Genomic DNA, 14,435 nt, shown 5'->3' on the forward strand with positions numbered 1-14,435 from the left:
AGAACTTTCGTAGGATTGCAACGCGTTATGATAAGCTCGCTCATGTTTATCTGGCTACGGTTTACATTGCCTCAATTTGCATCTTACTTAAGTAGTTTTCAGACGGACCCTAGCTGGGTTGTACCAAATTCTTATTACTCTTTTTTACGAGCAGCAAGTAGCACTCCCCCAAAGTATCTATATTCTGCTCGTATCCCCCCTCAAGCCGCGATAGCCTTAATTATCGTGGCTTTTTTGTCGTCCATTTTTTCATTCATCCAGCACTTGCACCCCGACACCAATCAATCCCGGTCCCGTATGCACGCCCAGCGCTGGAGAAACATCGCCAGCGTACCACTGCAGAACATCGGGATGAGCCGCCTTGAGCTTCGCCAATACCGTCGCCCGCAGCTCTGGATTGACGCCATCACAAACCGCCACATTCACCCGTTTAGCGTCACCAATGGCCTCATCAACCAAGGCCAGTAATTTCGTAATCGTGCGCTTCTCACCGCGCACCTTGGCGATCGGATAGTAGATCCCTTCCTCATCGCAAGAAATAATGGGTTTAACGTTTAACAAAGTCCCAGCCATACCGGCGACCTTACCAATCCGCCCACCCGCTTGGAGGTACTTCAATGATGGCACATAGAAGAAGACTTTCGTCTGGGCCGTGACCCGTTCCACTTCCGTCACGATCTCCCGGAATGAATGCCCCGTAGACCGCAAATAAGCCGCGTAGATGGCCGCAAAACCACTGCCGATACCGACGCTCTTGGTGTTGACCACATGGACCGTTAAATCGGTGTCAGCGGCCAATAATTGGGTTTCCTGATAGGTCCCGGACAACGCTGCTGAAATGCAGACCGCAATCACGTGGGTGTAGCCGGAAGCTTGGATCCGCTCTAGCGCTTCGACAATGTGTTTGCCCGTGGGACTGGACGTCGTCGCTGGTTCTTCAGCTTGGCGCCGATAAAATTCGGTGGGGGTGATAGTCACCCGATCCTCATAAGCCCGATCTCGAAAAATAACATTCATCGGCATCAAAGCCATATCTGCGGCCGCTAAAACATCCGCTGGTACATCTGAACACGAATCGACTAAAATCGCAATCTTCTCTTGTGGCATAGGTGTTACCTCGTTTCTTCTAGTATCGTCCTTGGATAATAGTCGTTATTATAACGCAACAATCTGGTTTTGGAAACTAGATCATCTGTCGTTTGTTCCACATCTACCCTTACCAAGTCTAAAAATTTGCTAATCATTAAGGGCGAACTAGTTATTAGTAAAAATTTTTCACTACCACAAAAAAATTCTTGCGCTGCACAAATAAGGTCCAGCTCATCTCACCATTAGAAGATCAGCCACGCTAGCAGCTACCAGGACAGACCCCATTAATTTGTACATTTATGCACACAGTCAATCATCCCAACCATGAAACCGGCACCACCATTTTCCAACTCCTGGCCCCACCTCCAAATCAGCTATTCTCTAATCACCAAATTAAAGACTGTACTCTATATAAATATTTCTTTGGAGACCCAAAAATTCATTCTATCAAGGTTGACATTACGGTTAAATAGCCTATACTTACGGTTGGAATTGAAGTGAGTGATCGACATCAGTTTTCCGATTTTTGCTCTTATTTGCACACCATCTATTACTGGTTCCGACCACGCACTTACCAGGAAAGACAGAAGTCAATCGACTACCTGAATTTCTAAGCCAATAGAAAAGAGGGATTTTATGAAGAATCATGAAACCGACCCAAAGTCCAAGCACCATATGATCGAGTCTACTGGTAACGACCAGAAGAGTCTTGATGAAGTCAATGGTACCGTGGAAGTGCCGCAAAATGCGGGCTTCTGGAGAACCCTGATGGCCTATACCGGCCCGGGCGCTTTAATCGCCGTGGGGTATATGGACCCTGGGAACTGGATCACGTCAATCGCCGGTGGGGCACAATACAAGTACGCCCTGCTGACCGTTGTCCTGCTGTCCAGTCTGGTTGCCATGCTGTTGCAAGCCATGTCGGCGCGGTTGGGCATTGTTACGGGTAAGGATCTCGCGCAACTGACGCGAGAACGTACCGGTAAGAAGACCGGACTGTTCCTTTGGATCATCACTGAATTAGCCATTATGGCGACAGATATTGCCGAAATTATCGGGTCCGCGATCGCGTTAAAGCTCTTATTCGGCTTCCCATTGATCGTAGGGTTGATTATCACGGCCGCCGACGTTTTGATCCTGTTGGTCCTAATGAAATTGGGCTTCCGCAAGATCGAAGCCATCGTCGCCACTCTGGTTGCGGTTATCCTCTTCGTCTTCTTATACGAAGTGATCTTAGCCAAGCCGGAAGTCACCCAAATGTTAGAGGGTTACCTCCCATCTAGCGCCATTGTCACCAACCACGGGATGCTTTATTTAACCTTAGGGATTGTCGGTGCAACGGTGATGCCCCATGATTTATACTTGGGGTCATCAATCTCACAAACGCGTAACTTCGACCGTAAAGACCGCAAGAGTGTGGCCAAGGCGATCAAGTTCACCACGATTGATTCCAATATTCAATTAACGATTGCTTTCATCGTCAACAGTTTGCTCCTGATCTTAGGGGCTGCGTTGTTCTTCGGCACAAATAGTGAACTGGGCCGCTTCGTTGATTTGTTCAACGCCTTAAGCGATAACCAAATTGTTGGTGCCATTGCCAGTCCACTGCTGAGTATGCTCTTTGCCCTAGCACTGTTAGCTTCCGGACAAAGTTCAACCATTACCGGGACGCTGGCTGGTCAGATCATCATGGAAGGGTTCATCAACCTGAAGATGCCATTGTGGGCCCAACGGTTACTGACCCGGTTACTCTCCGTGACGCCAGTTATCATCTTCGCCATTATCTACCATGGTAATGAAGCCAAGATTGAAGACTTGCTGACCTCCTCGCAGGTCTTCCTCAGTATTGCCTTGCCGTTCGCCATGATTCCGCTGGTCATGTTCACCAGCAATAAGGAATTAATGGGCGAATTCGCGAATAAGACGTGGTCGAAGGTCCTCGGCTGGATTGTTGCCGTCGTCTTAATCATCCTTAACATCTACTTGATCCTGAATACACTGGGCATTACCGCCTAGAAAAGACACTCGACTGATAAAGGTCGAGTGTTTTTTTGACTTCTTTTCTGTTGCCGGGTATAACTAAATTTATATCACGTGGCTAACCGTTACTTAGCCACCGTCACAGAATCGAGGTGCCCTATGAAGCCCCATTTTCTAACTGCACTGACAACTCATTTGATGACCCCCGTCGTGGCCGATGCGCCAGCCTTATTTGCACTGATCGACCAGGATCGCCCCGCGCTGGCACGTTGGATGCCCCGCACCGCCAGCATCCAGTCCGTTGAAGACGAGGCCGCCTTTCTGCTGACATCGCTGGAACGGATCAGTGCCAATCAATTCTGGCTAGCCGTCATCTGGGTGGGCCCCTATCCCGCAGGAACCATTGACCTCCACGCATTTAAGGACGGTCACGCCGAAATCGGCTACTGGCTGGGGCGCGACTTTCGCGGCAAAGGCATCATGACCCACGTATTGGGAATCGTCGAAGACGTGGCGTTTAGCCAGCTCAATCTCAATAAGCTAGAGTTGGTCATCGCTACCGGCAATACGTCGAGTCAAGCCGTGGCCCACCGCCGCGGCTTTCATCAAGACGGCATTCTCCGTGAACACCTGCTTACCGCAACCGGGAGCTACGACGATGCCGTGATCTATTCAAAATTAAAACGTGACTTCCATTGACGTTTTGACATTTCCCCCTAACAGCGGTTTAATGGGTGAAAACTAGTGAACGAGGTCCTACGTATGGCGTTATATTCGGTTTCTCCAACCATCCAATTAAACGCTCCCCAGCTGAGCGATGCCCCGGCCTTATTTGCCTGCGTCGACGCTGACCGCGACTTACTCTCACAGTGGCTCCCATGGGCGGCAACTACTCGCACCGTTGCCGACGAAGCTGCTTTCCTCAAATACTGCCAAGAACGCATAACGAGCCACCAGCTCTGGTTGGCCGTGATTTTGGTAGCTGACCGTCCAGCCGGCATGATCGACCTGCATGACTTTAAGGACCAGCATGCCTCGGTGGGGTACTGGCTGGATCACACACTGCGTGGCAAAGGGATTATGACGCAGTGCTTAGCGGCCGTTGAAGAGATTGGATTTAACACCCTGGGACTACACAGCATTAACCTGCTGGCGGAACCCGACAACCACGCCAGTCGTGCGGTGGCCGAACATCGTGGCTTTCACCAAGACGGTGTATTGCGGGAATACATTCCGACAATCCGAGGAGACTACCGTGATGCCGTGGTTTATTCAAAACTAGACCGTGAATTTACCGCCTAACTTAGAGTGGACCATGTTACGGTACCAGCATGGAAAAAATCAGCTGTTTCAGAAGACGATACTTCTGAAACAGCTGATTTTTTGAGTTATATTCTGAACCCATAAACGAAAGGGACCGATTGCTCGGTCCCTGTGTCGTCTCTCATTATCATTTTAATGGTATCCGTTAGGCCCGTTGACCACCGTCGACCGTGAATTCGGCCCCGTTGGCAAACGTGGATTCATCGCTTCCTAAGTAGACACAAACTTCACCAATATCTTGTGGCTTGCCTAAGTGACCTACTGGAACAGTCTTCACGATTTGTTCCCGTGCAGCGTCTGGGATAATCGCCGTATCAATCCAACCTGGATGGACGGAGTTAACCCGAATATCTACGCCCCGTTGTGCTAAGTTCAGCGCAGTGGCATGGGTTAACAGCCGACTCCCACCCTTACTTGCAGAATAAGCTGGGGCCATTGGCAATCCGATCAAGCCGGCAACGGAAGAAACGTTGATGATAGATCCCTTGGCATTGTTGGTCTTTTGCATCGCTTTAATCCCGGCCTTTTCACCCAAGAAGTTAGCCGTCAAGTTGATATCAATAACCTTTTGCCAATCTTCAAGTGAGAGGTCTTCGATGGCGGTGTTAACGCCGCCAATCCCAGCGTTATTGACCAAAATATCTAACTTACCAAATTTTTCGATCGTGGCATCAATCACCTTTTGCCAGTCAGCTTCCTTGGCAACATCTTGTTGAACGAAAAGACTCACATCGTCGCCAAATTTTTCAACAGCGGCGTGACCGCCATCCACGTTATGATTGGCGGTAATCACGACTTTGGCCCCTTCACGCACATAGCATTCAGCGATTCCTAAACCGATACCAGCAACTCCACCGGTGATAATTGCAACTTTACCTTTTAAACGATCTGTCATCTTAAAATCATCCTTTCGTCATTTCCTATTGTTCAGAATATCACATCAAGTCTTCAGAAGAAAATGTTTTGCCTAAATCATGTGGCACTTTCACCATTTCGCCATGCATCGATCCCGATTACCAGTCCTAATCAAACAAAAGAGACCCAGGACAAATCCCCAGATCCCTTAGCCGTAAGCCGCCCACAAGCCGCTTCACTCGCAGGCTATTCGCTAAAATTTATGTGGCAAGACCAGTCCACCAAATTCATTGTCATTTGGCCGGTCGCGCTTAACTACCAATTCTTGGTTCACAAAGCTAGTGATCCCCGTTTGGCCTAATTCCCGACCAAAACCAGACTTCTTCACACCACCAAATTCCAGTTCTGGCAACGAACTGAAGAAGGTGTTCACAAAGACCATCCCGGTTTCAATCTGCGAGGCAATCTCCGCACCATACTCAGCACTGCCGGCAAAGACGATCCCACCTAAACCGTAGTCTGAGTCGTTAGCCAACGCAATCGCTTCAGCATCATCCTTGACCTTGTAGACTTGCGCAACGGGACCGAACATTTCCTTACCGTACGCCGGATTATCCTTGGTAATATCCGTCAAAATAGTTGGCATAAAGAACTGCCCGTCACTGTCGATTGGTTCGTGAACGTAGTAGGCCGTCGCGCCACCAGCTAATGCCGAATCCACTTGGTCTTGCAGCCGTTCCTTGGCCTTCTTCGAATTCATCGGCGCGAGCGTCGTTTCTGGGTCCATTGGATCGCCCATCTTAACGGATGAAAATGCTGCCTTCAGGCATTCCAGCAATTCGTCGTAGTGATTTTCAGTCACGATAAAGCGCTTGGAAGACGTGCAGACCTGCCCCGCATTGTAGAGCCGTGCCCGCGGCGCAATGGCTTTAACGTCTGCCATATTGGCATCGTGAGCCACGATAAAGGCGTCTGTTCCGCCTAGTTCCATCGTGTTCTTCTTGAGATGCTTGCCGGCCACTTCCGCGACGGCCACACCTCCCCGTTCTGAACCGGTCAGTGCGACCCCTTGAATGCGTTTGTCAGCTACGACCTGTGAGACTTGGTCGTAAGAAAGGAATAGATTGGTCAAAGCGCCAGCTGGTGCACCGGCCCGCCGAACGGCATCCTCAAAGGCCAGTGCCGAGGCTGGCGTAATGGCGGCATGCTTGAACACGATGGGATCGCCAACTGCAAAATTAGGGGCAAAGATTCGCATCATTTGGTAATAAGGGAAGTTCCAAGGCTCAACCGCCATCAATACCCCCAGCGGATGATTCTCTAACTGAGCGTCACCAGCGATCGTCTCGATGGTGCGCGGCTGTAAAAGTTCCTCAGCGTGATCTGCATAATATTCCGCAATCTCTGCACACAAGATCACCTCACCTTGCGCTTCAACAAATAGCTTCCCCATCTCAGTTGTTAACACCTTGGCTAAGTCGTCCGTTTCGTCCTTAAACAATTGTGCTAATTTTCGCAAAACGGGAATTCGCGTCGCAACCGGATCGTTGCGCCATTTTTTATACAACGCTTGGGCTTGCGCTAAACTCGTTTCAACGTATTCCGGGGTGGCGTCCGCATAAGTCTTCACAACCTCATTGGTATAGGGATTTGTCGTTTGGTAAGCCATTTTTGTCTCCTCCTTAGGTGACTATTCACATTCACAATGTAACCCTTTACATTTGGTACTATACGCTAACGAATTCATAAATACCAGCATTTAGATTGTGATTGTTTAAACGTAAAAGTTTGTGAATTAGCACATTTATTTTGTCACTTCACAATTGACAATTAATAAATTGGTCTACCTAATTAATTAAGTTGCGCAAACAAAAAACGGCTAAACTGTCTGAAATTATCAGACACTTTAGTCGTTCCACCTTACACTTTAACTTAACTTCCAACGGTCTAAAATACCGTTGAACAAACGGTTCGCCGTCGTCATCTGATCGAGGACCGTTCGGGGGGTCGCGGTAAAGTTATCGTTCGCCCACTTATTAATAATTCCCAACGCCCCAGCCGCAATAAATTCAGCTGAAGTGTCGATCACGTCTTCCTTTAAGTAACGGTACTCTGGCATTGCGTGAAGCAAAATTGACAATCGTGAAGCCACAAACTCATTCATTGATTGACGCCAAACGCCGTCATCATAGGGATATGCGTTCAAAAAGATCTTAGAATTCTCAGCGATTCGTTCCAACAACTGAATTGTTGCTGGACGCCAATTCTCCAAGGTCAAGGCGGTCGGTTGTTCATGACGTGGCGCTTCCACGATAAAGTGTTGATAAACAAACGTTAACAACTCGTATTTATCGGCAAAATAGTAATAAAACGTCTTCCGGTGAACTTCCGCTTCATCCGCGATCTCGCGAACCGTAATCTTATCAAACGTATTGTGGTTCAACAACGAAGCCAAGGCCTCCGCAATTCGCTCCTTAGTTTCCGATGCAGCCATCGTGATACCTCCAATCTTTCACACACCATTTAAGTTTTAATTTCGTGTGGTACTAGCAGTTCCCCCCCGGAAGCTAGTAACCTTAACTAACATCCCAAGCTGACTAAAATTATACGCGTCTTCTCGCCAGAAGAAACCCTTTTCGCGAAAAAAGTCAGCTACTTGTTGAGTAGTTACACCTATCAATAGTGCTACTAATTTAGCTTTTGAACAGCTATGATTATAGCATATCTACCGCTACATTGTACGATACTTTTGTGCACAATAGGTAAGAAATCCGTAAATTTCTTCAAAAATGCCTACTTTTTTTCGAGAACTACCTGATCACTTTCCGTGGACAGACACCCTTCTAGTCGTAAAAGCGTTTTCTTGCGATCTAGTCCGCCAGCGTAGCCAACCAGTTCACCCGTTCGACCAATTACTCGGTGACAAGGAATCACCAGACTGATCGGATTGTGACCAACGGCATTCCCCACAGCACGGGCTCCCGGATTGTGACCAATTACTGGTGTTACTGCTTTAGCCAGTTCACCATAGGTCCGAACCTCGCCATATGGGATCGTTCGTAACACCGCCCATACGGCTTCCCGTAAACGAGTTCCCGCTGGTCGAACCGGAAAGGTCACTGGCGGTTGTTGCCCAGCAAAATACCCGGTCAACCAGGTATTGATCTGATCAAAAATAGCCAAATTTTCGGTCGGTGTCCCTGGTGGCAACGTACTGCCAAAGTGCTGCTGATCGTTAAACCAAAGCCCCGTCAAGGCAGTACCATCACTCGCAACTGTAACCGTTCCCAACGGCGTCGCCAATTGCTTCTGTCGCATTAATCATCACCCTTTTCGCTTCATTTTATCATTAAAAAAGCGGGTAGGCTAACATGCCCACTCGCTTTTTCTAAGTTGTCTTTAATTTTAGTGGTATAAGTCGAACCGACCCTTACTGAACACCGTACTCAGGTGCGCACTTTCTAAGATGGACCGGTCAGTAATAACCTTCTTCAGAGCAGATGCCGGATACCCCTTCACCTTACGTTTGCTACTAAAGATTTCGCCAATACCATCACGATCACTCAATGAGGCCACCGTCCCCACGGACTTGTAAACAAATGGCCGTGTTTCACGTCCTCGGAGCTTCAGACCGATGTTTTTAGCTGCTTGAGCGCCGGCCGCCAAAGCAATCTGCGCTGTCGTTGGATAAGGCCGTTTGCTTTCTGGATCCATTACGGCCGCAACGTCCCCAACGACGAAGACTTCGGGATGACCTTCGATTGACAAGTCATCCTTAACCACAATCCGGTTACGGCGTTGGTCAAAGCCTGAATCGGCAATGACGTGTGAGCCACTAACACCCACGGTCCACACAATCGTGTTGGCAGCTTGCTCGTGCTGCTCGTCTTGACTATCCGTGTAGACGACCGCGCCCGGCTTAATCTCTTGAATATTTGAGCCCAACCGCATTTCAACGTTGTGTTTAGCCATAAATTGCATGGCGTACTCTGCCAGAGACTTGTCGAACATCGGCAGAATAGCGGGTGAGCGTTCCAAACAGATCAACTTAACGGCTGGGGTATTGTAGCGGGTCTGCAACTTAGGTAACGACTGGGTGAGTTCCCCTAACAGCTCAATACCGGTAAAGCCAGCACCGCAGACGGCAACGACCAGGTCATTAGGATCTTGCGTCTGTGCGTAGCTCTTAACCCGTTCCTCGATGTGCCGGTAAACCGCCTCGGATGTCTCCAAATCATCCATTGGCAAAGCGTTTTCCTCGGCACCCTTCAGTCCAAAGGTTTCGGATTGAAAGCCTAATGCTAAGACCAAGTAGTCATAGCTGATAGGCTCGTGATTCTTTAAAGTCACTTGCTTCTGATCAACGTCAACGTTGGTTACTGCGTCTTGAATAAAGGTTACCCGATTCCCAATCACATCATTAATCTCATACGTAATGCGATCAGGTGCAATGGTTCCCGCTGCAACCTCATGCAAGTTGGTCTTTTCCGCGTGAGTACCCGACTTATCTACTAAGATAATGTCATCCTCACTTGGAACCTCACGCTGTAAGAATTTAATTGCCCGCATGCCGGCGTAACCACCGCCGAGAACTAAAATCGTTGCCATTATAAACGACCCCTTTTCTGCTGTAATTCCCCAAATGTCGATTAGCCGCCAGACACCGCCGTTGGTTAAACCGGTTACATTTTTAATCAACGATAACTCCCCCCTGGAGAACTGTCAGTGGGTTAGCTAATCTTTAGGGATGATTTACTTCTATTATACGAGTTATCGGGCGAAAAGCCATTGATAACGGTTAGCAATTTTCTTCACAAATTAAATTTCTCGCGGCGTTGCCCCAATTCGCCATGAACCGCTATTTAAAATGCCTCACTCAACCTATCTGTTTGAGAATTAGTGAGTCGCTTTAGCTGAAATTTTTTCGTAAAACCTTTATGGTGGAAATTAGTTAAGTGAACGAGATATAGGAGGTTTTTTTTCATGACAACTTTAATTATTGGCGCGCACGGTCACGTTGGCCAACATATTGTGAAACAACTGGCGGCAACCGGCGAACAGGTATACGCCGGCATCCGTTCAGCGACGCAAGCTGACACCATCACGGCGCTGGGTGGTCAACCACGGATTGTCGATCTAATGGGCTCAGCCGAAGCGATGGTTCCCGCGATGGCTGGCGTTGACACCGTCGTCTTTTCAGCCGGTTCTGGCGGTAGTACCGGGGATGATATGACGTTGAATATCGACCTTGACGGCGCTATCAAGTCAATGATCGCTACCGAAAAGGCCGGCATTAAGCGATTCATCATCGTCAGTGCTCTCGGAACTGACGACCGGACGTTCTGGGATAAATCTGGTATCCGGCCTTACTACGTCGCCAAATACTACGCCGATCAATGGCTACGTCATCAAACCCAACTAGACTACACGATCGTCCGTCCGGGTATTTTGACCAACGACGCCCCAACCGGCAAGATCACGTTAGATCCCGCCAATAGCGACCTCAAGTCCATCAGTCGCGAGGATGTGGCGGCCGTTGTGGTAGCTGTTGTTCAGCACCCACAGCCTAAGCAGACGATTGAATTCGTAACTGGAAACGTAGCCATTACTGACGCCATTCACTAGGCAACCTAGTGATCCCCGCGCCTTACCGGTCAGCAGATATGGGCTGGAACGGCACGAACGCAACTTGAATAGTCAGGACGATTGACTAAAAAGCAGCCTAAATCATTCACCTACGGCTGGCAGAGATTCCGCCTGCTGTGGGGACCGCCTGCGGCCTGAGAAACGGTCCTCCGGCTCGGTTTGAAACCTGACCAGAACCGTCAGTTTCCAAACGCGTCCCACGCTGTAAGCCGAGAATCGGCTAACACCGTTGTCACAGCTGGCTCCATCTCTGCCCTCCTCCGGTTAAGGTTAGTCATTGGACATCAAACCGCTTTAAATAACTGTCGCGTCACGGCTTAACCGATAACGATTGTCGACATCCATGTAGCCGTGAGCGAGCCAAATTTGGACTCAGCCGTGGGATTTTCAAATGGTTCACTTGAAAATGGCGACTTGAAGACGGGGTCTTCGGCTTCAAGCGAGGGGCAAGACTCCCCTTTGGCTTGACCCGTCCTACCCACAGCGATCCAGTCCAAATTTAGCGAACGGCAAGGCGGACAGTCTTATCCATGTCGCCTATTTTCAAGCATCAAAGCGTAAAAAAGCTAGTGTCGCTCACTGACGACACTAGCTTTTTTGCTTCTATTCTACTGATGAACCGTGTTATCTTAGTTGGCTGTCCTGGTGCCGCTGGTCAAGATTCAGTGCGCTGGCATCAACTGCCGTTTGTACCTGACTGGAAATTTTCTTAGTCGTGACTGGTTTCAACCGAATCTTGGTGAATTGAATTTCCGTTTCTGGGTGCGCGGCCAGCTGAACCGTCGTCTGAACCACTGGTGCGGGCGTTGTCGTCGTTTTCGTTGCCGCAGAAGCGCCTGCCGACGTGGCCAGTAAAGTCGTGACCGTCATGGCCCCCAGCATCATCTTAGTCATCATTGTTTTTAATTTAGTCATTTTAACCACTCCTCAGTTAGTTGTTTTGGCTGTTTACTTTCGATGTATTAGTTATACCATCCCTTGCGCCACTTAATCTTTAAGCCTGATTAAGCTTAAAATATGAATTTCTTATTTTAGCGAGGGTTTCGTGTGGTATTATGCCTATAATCACGTCACACTAAGGAGCATCTCACAAATTATGAAGAATACTATTCTGTTGGTGGAGGATGAAGAGGGCCTCGCCAGCTACGTTGCTAAAGAATTAACTTTTGAAGACTTTGACGTCATCACGGCGACCGATGGCGCAGCTGCCTGGGAAACTTATCAAGCACGAAAGGACGACCTCCTCCTCGTCCTCTTAGACTGGATGCTACCCAAGATGGATGGCATGCAGGTTCTGCGCCGCATTCGTAAGCAAGACGATCTCCCCGTAATTATGATGACAGCTCGTGACTATTTGGGGGATAAAATTACCGGACTCGATACCGGCGCCGACGATTACATCACCAAACCATTTGAAATTGAAGAACTGCTTGCCCGCATTCGGGTAATCCAACGTCGAACGGCTCATCAAAGTGGCCTCGACCAGACTTACCGGCTTCAAGACCTAACGCTAATCACCAAAACCCGACAAGTCACACGTGGCGATCAAGCCATTCAGCTCACCCAGCGAGAATATGATCTCCTATTATTTCTCATGCAACATCCCGGTCAAGTCTTTACCCGCGATGAACTACTCGATAACGTCTGGGGCGTTGATTTTCTGGGACAACAAAACGTGGTGGACGTTTATATCGGGTATTTGCGTAATAAAATTGACGTCGCCGATGCTCCCCACCTTTTCCACACCATCCGGGGCGTCGGTTACAGTCTGAAAGAGGATGATGACCATGCCCACTAAGGCACCTAGAACTTACGCGGATATCATCCGCCACTCCTTCACCAGTCTTCTAATGACGATTGGTATTATTATCGTTTTAACCGTCAGTATCACGTTAGTCGTTGACCAACTGCTCCGTGCTCAGAATCAAGCTGCTCAGCTTAGTGCCAGCCTACAAACCTCACAGGTCACCAACTTTCGCGACTGGCTAGCGATCAACCGCGCTAGTGGCCTCAACTCACGGAATACGTTTGTCGTCATTCACAACGCAGACGGCTCAACCACGTCGTTGCTGCCCCATGGGACTTCTTTAGCAGACGCTAATACTTGGACGATTCCCTTTACTCACCTGACCTACGTCAAGGGTTGGGGACTCTTCTTCGCAGAGACCCTGAAAGCTAGTGGGAGCACCTATCATCTCTATATTGGGATGCACGTCCTAGTAGGAAATCTGCACGTTCTGATTGCCGTGCTCATCATTGCCATCGGGATCAGTCTGCTCATTGGTCTACTGTTTGTGCGCCGGCTTGCCAAACGAATCAGTGCGCCCACCATGACCTTAGCTACCGCCGCCCAACAGGCCGCCGCCAACCCCGCGGTCACTCAAACGGCGCTGCCTCAACCCGCGGAGCCCGTCGAAATTAGCCAATTAGCCAAGGACTTCAATCAACTCCTTGCCGCTCAGAATGGCCGTTTGGAACGCGAACGCCAATTTATTTCCGACGCGTCTCACGAATTACGCACGCCCATCGCCACCATTCGCGGCAATATCAAGCTAATCAAGCGCCGGGGCGACCAGCATCCTGAAATCATCCCCGAATCGTTGGGCTTCATTGATCAGGAATCGCTCCGCATGCAACACTTAATTGAGAATTTACTCCACTTATCCCGGGCAGATCGGGCTGAAATTGACCGGCAACCTTTGGATCTGTCAGACTTGGTCTCGACTACCCTCACCCACTATCAACCGCTAATTTCTCAAGAAATAACCTTGCACACTCCTACTGAACCAGTCTGGGCTCTGGGCGATTCCGATATGCTTCATCAGATTCTGACGGCGCTGCTGGACAACGCCCACAAGTATTCACCCGCAGATCAGCCCATCACCATCGACCTGGCAACCTACAACGAACAGGTTACCCTGAGCGTGGCAGACTGTGGCCCAGGAATCCCCGTCGATGCTCGCGAGCATATCTTCGAGCGTTTTTACCGCGTTGACACGTCGCGTTCCAACAAAATTGAGGGTAGCGGCCTCGGCCTAGCCATCGTCGCCCAACTGGTCCAATTAAATCAGGGAACCATTACGGTGAGTGACAATCAGCCACATGGTGCCCGTTTCACCCTCACCCTACCGGCAGCGCCATCACAATCGGACTAATGTTCATTCAAAGTGCTGATTATTCCGGTTCTAACAACAACTATCGCGTTAAAATTAGGCAACCCGGTGGTCCCCTTCGCCTTACCGGTCGGTAGCTATGGGCTGGATCGGTGCGACGTGGCTGAGCCCATAGCTACCGACCTCACGGCTAACATGGTGCTCTTAGACGACTAGGATGATAACTATCACTCCGCTATCGATTAAATTGAAAGCACTAAGTAGCCGCCATTACCGACCGTTGCCTTGGTAAAACACAATCAGAGCCGGAGGAGGTCAGGGATGGAGCCGGCCGTGAAAGTGCTGTTAGCTGGCGATTTTTTCCGCCAGTTTACAGCACGGGCGACTTTGGAGACACGCGTCTTGACCCGTACCCCAAAAGTTGGAACA

Annotated in this window: 13 protein-coding genes and 1 pseudogene; 7 read left to right on the forward strand and 7 right to left on the reverse strand. The window is 49.3% G+C overall.

Translation table 11 applies throughout. The features are described from left to right. Nucleotides 1–95, forward strand: a pseudogene (locus HF569_RS11725) (IS5-like element ISLpl3 family transposase); the annotation flags it as partial. Between the two features lie 154 nt (nucleotides 96–249). Here HF569_RS11725 and HF569_RS11730 read toward each other — a convergent pair. Continuing rightward, nucleotides 250–1,107 carry a DegV family protein gene (locus HF569_RS11730; RefSeq protein ID WP_168902570.1) on the reverse strand — a complete coding sequence of 286 codons (858 nt, stop codon included), beginning with the start codon at nucleotides 1,105–1,107 and terminating at the stop codon, nucleotides 250–252. 618 nt (nucleotides 1,108–1,725) lie between these two features. Here HF569_RS11730 and HF569_RS11735 point away from each other — a divergent pair. The 3 genes from HF569_RS11735 (at nucleotide 1,726) to HF569_RS11745 (ending at nucleotide 4,371) form a co-directional block, all read left to right on the forward strand. Further along, entirely contained in the window at nucleotides 1,726–3,105 is a 1,380-nt protein-coding gene (locus HF569_RS11735; RefSeq protein WP_168902571.1) for an Nramp family divalent metal transporter, read from the forward strand. Nucleotides 3,106–3,228: 123 nt separating this feature from the next. Continuing rightward, nucleotides 3,229–3,768 (forward strand): GNAT family N-acetyltransferase, encoded by a 540-nt coding sequence (locus HF569_RS11740; RefSeq protein WP_168902572.1) that lies wholly within the window; start codon nucleotides 3,229–3,231, stop codon nucleotides 3,766–3,768. Between the two features lie 63 nt (nucleotides 3,769–3,831). Next, nucleotides 3,832–4,371 (forward strand): GNAT family N-acetyltransferase, encoded by a 540-nt coding sequence (locus HF569_RS11745; protein WP_168902573.1) that lies wholly within the window; start codon nucleotides 3,832–3,834, stop codon nucleotides 4,369–4,371. A gap of 166 nt (nucleotides 4,372–4,537) precedes the next feature. Here the strand turns inward: HF569_RS11745 and HF569_RS11750 are convergent, their stop codons facing one another. The 5 genes from HF569_RS11750 to HF569_RS11770 all read right to left on the reverse strand — a co-directional run bounded on the left by HF569_RS11750 (nucleotide 4,538) and on the right by HF569_RS11770 (nucleotide 9,855). Further along, nucleotides 4,538–5,287, reverse strand: coding sequence for a glucose 1-dehydrogenase (locus HF569_RS11750; protein ID WP_168902574.1), 750 nt, complete (start codon nucleotides 5,285–5,287; stop codon nucleotides 4,538–4,540). A gap of 213 nt (nucleotides 5,288–5,500) precedes the next feature. Further along, nucleotides 5,501–6,916: an NAD-dependent succinate-semialdehyde dehydrogenase gene (locus HF569_RS11755; RefSeq protein WP_168902575.1), complete on the reverse strand. Its 1,416-nt coding sequence runs from the start codon at nucleotides 6,914–6,916 to the stop codon at nucleotides 5,501–5,503. Between the two features lie 258 nt (nucleotides 6,917–7,174). Then, the gene (locus HF569_RS11760; RefSeq protein WP_168850027.1) at nucleotides 7,175–7,741 is read right to left on the reverse strand and encodes a TetR/AcrR family transcriptional regulator C-terminal domain-containing protein; all 567 of its coding nucleotides are present in this window, start codon (nucleotides 7,739–7,741) and stop codon (nucleotides 7,175–7,177) included. Between the two features lie 299 nt (nucleotides 7,742–8,040). After that, entirely contained in the window at nucleotides 8,041–8,565 is a 525-nt protein-coding gene (locus HF569_RS11765; RefSeq protein WP_168902576.1) for a methylated-DNA--[protein]-cysteine S-methyltransferase, read from the reverse strand. A gap of 87 nt (nucleotides 8,566–8,652) precedes the next feature. Continuing rightward, nucleotides 8,653–9,855, reverse strand: a complete 1,203-nt coding sequence (locus tag HF569_RS11770) for an NAD(P)/FAD-dependent oxidoreductase (protein WP_168902580.1) — start codon at nucleotides 9,853–9,855, stop codon at nucleotides 8,653–8,655. A gap of 375 nt (nucleotides 9,856–10,230) precedes the next feature. Here HF569_RS11770 and HF569_RS11775 point away from each other — a divergent pair, with 375 nt between their 5' ends. Beyond that, complete coding sequence (locus tag HF569_RS11775) at nucleotides 10,231–10,872, forward strand: SDR family oxidoreductase (RefSeq protein ID WP_168902577.1); 642 nt, start codon at nucleotides 10,231–10,233, stop codon at nucleotides 10,870–10,872. Between the two features lie 645 nt (nucleotides 10,873–11,517). Here HF569_RS11775 and HF569_RS11780 read toward each other — a convergent pair. Further along, a complete protein-coding gene (locus HF569_RS11780; protein ID WP_168902578.1) occupies nucleotides 11,518–11,808 on the reverse strand; it encodes a hypothetical protein in 291 nt (96 codons plus the stop codon). Nucleotides 11,809–11,989: 181 nt separating this feature from the next. Here HF569_RS11780 and HF569_RS11785 point away from each other — a divergent pair, with 181 nt between their 5' ends. Both HF569_RS11785 and HF569_RS11790 read left to right on the forward strand, forming a co-directional pair. After that, on the forward strand, nucleotides 11,990–12,691 hold the full coding sequence (locus tag HF569_RS11785) for a response regulator transcription factor (protein WP_168850023.1): 702 nt from the start codon (nucleotides 11,990–11,992) through the stop codon (nucleotides 12,689–12,691). Next, a complete protein-coding gene (locus HF569_RS11790) occupies nucleotides 12,681–14,048 on the forward strand; it encodes a sensor histidine kinase (RefSeq protein ID WP_168902579.1) in 1,368 nt (455 codons plus the stop codon). Before HF569_RS11785 ends, HF569_RS11790 begins: the two co-directional genes overlap by 11 nt. Nucleotides 14,049–14,435: the final 387 nt, after the last annotated feature.

This window comes from Levilactobacillus tujiorum (assembly GCF_012641185.1).
Taxonomy (GTDB): domain Bacteria; phylum Bacillota; class Bacilli; order Lactobacillales; family Lactobacillaceae; genus Levilactobacillus; species Levilactobacillus tujiorum.

Excerpts from the sequence above, each read along its gene's own strand:
- HF569_RS11770 (WP_168902580.1), bottom strand. The coding sequence starts at position 9,855 with ATGGCAACGATTTTAGTTCTCGGCGGTGGTTACGCCGGCATGCGGGCA.
- HF569_RS11740 (WP_168902572.1), top strand. The coding sequence starts at position 3,229 with ATGAAGCCCCATTTTCTAACTGCACTGACAACTCATTTGATGACCCCC.
- HF569_RS11730 (WP_168902570.1), bottom strand. The coding sequence starts at position 1,107 with ATGCCACAAGAGAAGATTGCGATTTTAGTCGATTCGTGTTCAGATGTA.
- HF569_RS11785 (WP_168850023.1), top strand. The coding sequence starts at position 11,990 with ATGAAGAATACTATTCTGTTGGTGGAGGATGAAGAGGGCCTCGCCAGC.
- HF569_RS11760 (WP_168850027.1), bottom strand. The coding sequence starts at position 7,741 with ATGGCTGCATCGGAAACTAAGGAGCGAATTGCGGAGGCCTTGGCTTCG.
- HF569_RS11790 (WP_168902579.1), top strand. The coding sequence starts at position 12,681 with ATGCCCACTAAGGCACCTAGAACTTACGCGGATATCATCCGCCACTCC.
- HF569_RS11780 (WP_168902578.1), bottom strand. The coding sequence starts at position 11,808 with ATGACTAAATTAAAAACAATGATGACTAAGATGATGCTGGGGGCCATG.
- HF569_RS11765 (WP_168902576.1), bottom strand. The coding sequence starts at position 8,565 with ATGCGACAGAAGCAATTGGCGACGCCGTTGGGAACGGTTACAGTTGCG.
- HF569_RS11755 (WP_168902575.1), bottom strand. The coding sequence starts at position 6,916 with ATGGCTTACCAAACGACAAATCCCTATACCAATGAGGTTGTGAAGACT.
- HF569_RS11735 (WP_168902571.1), top strand. The coding sequence starts at position 1,726 with ATGAAGAATCATGAAACCGACCCAAAGTCCAAGCACCATATGATCGAG.
- HF569_RS11775 (WP_168902577.1), top strand. The coding sequence starts at position 10,231 with ATGACAACTTTAATTATTGGCGCGCACGGTCACGTTGGCCAACATATT.
- HF569_RS11750 (WP_168902574.1), bottom strand. The coding sequence starts at position 5,287 with ATGACAGATCGTTTAAAAGGTAAAGTTGCAATTATCACCGGTGGAGTT.
- HF569_RS11745 (WP_168902573.1), top strand. The coding sequence starts at position 3,832 with ATGGCGTTATATTCGGTTTCTCCAACCATCCAATTAAACGCTCCCCAG.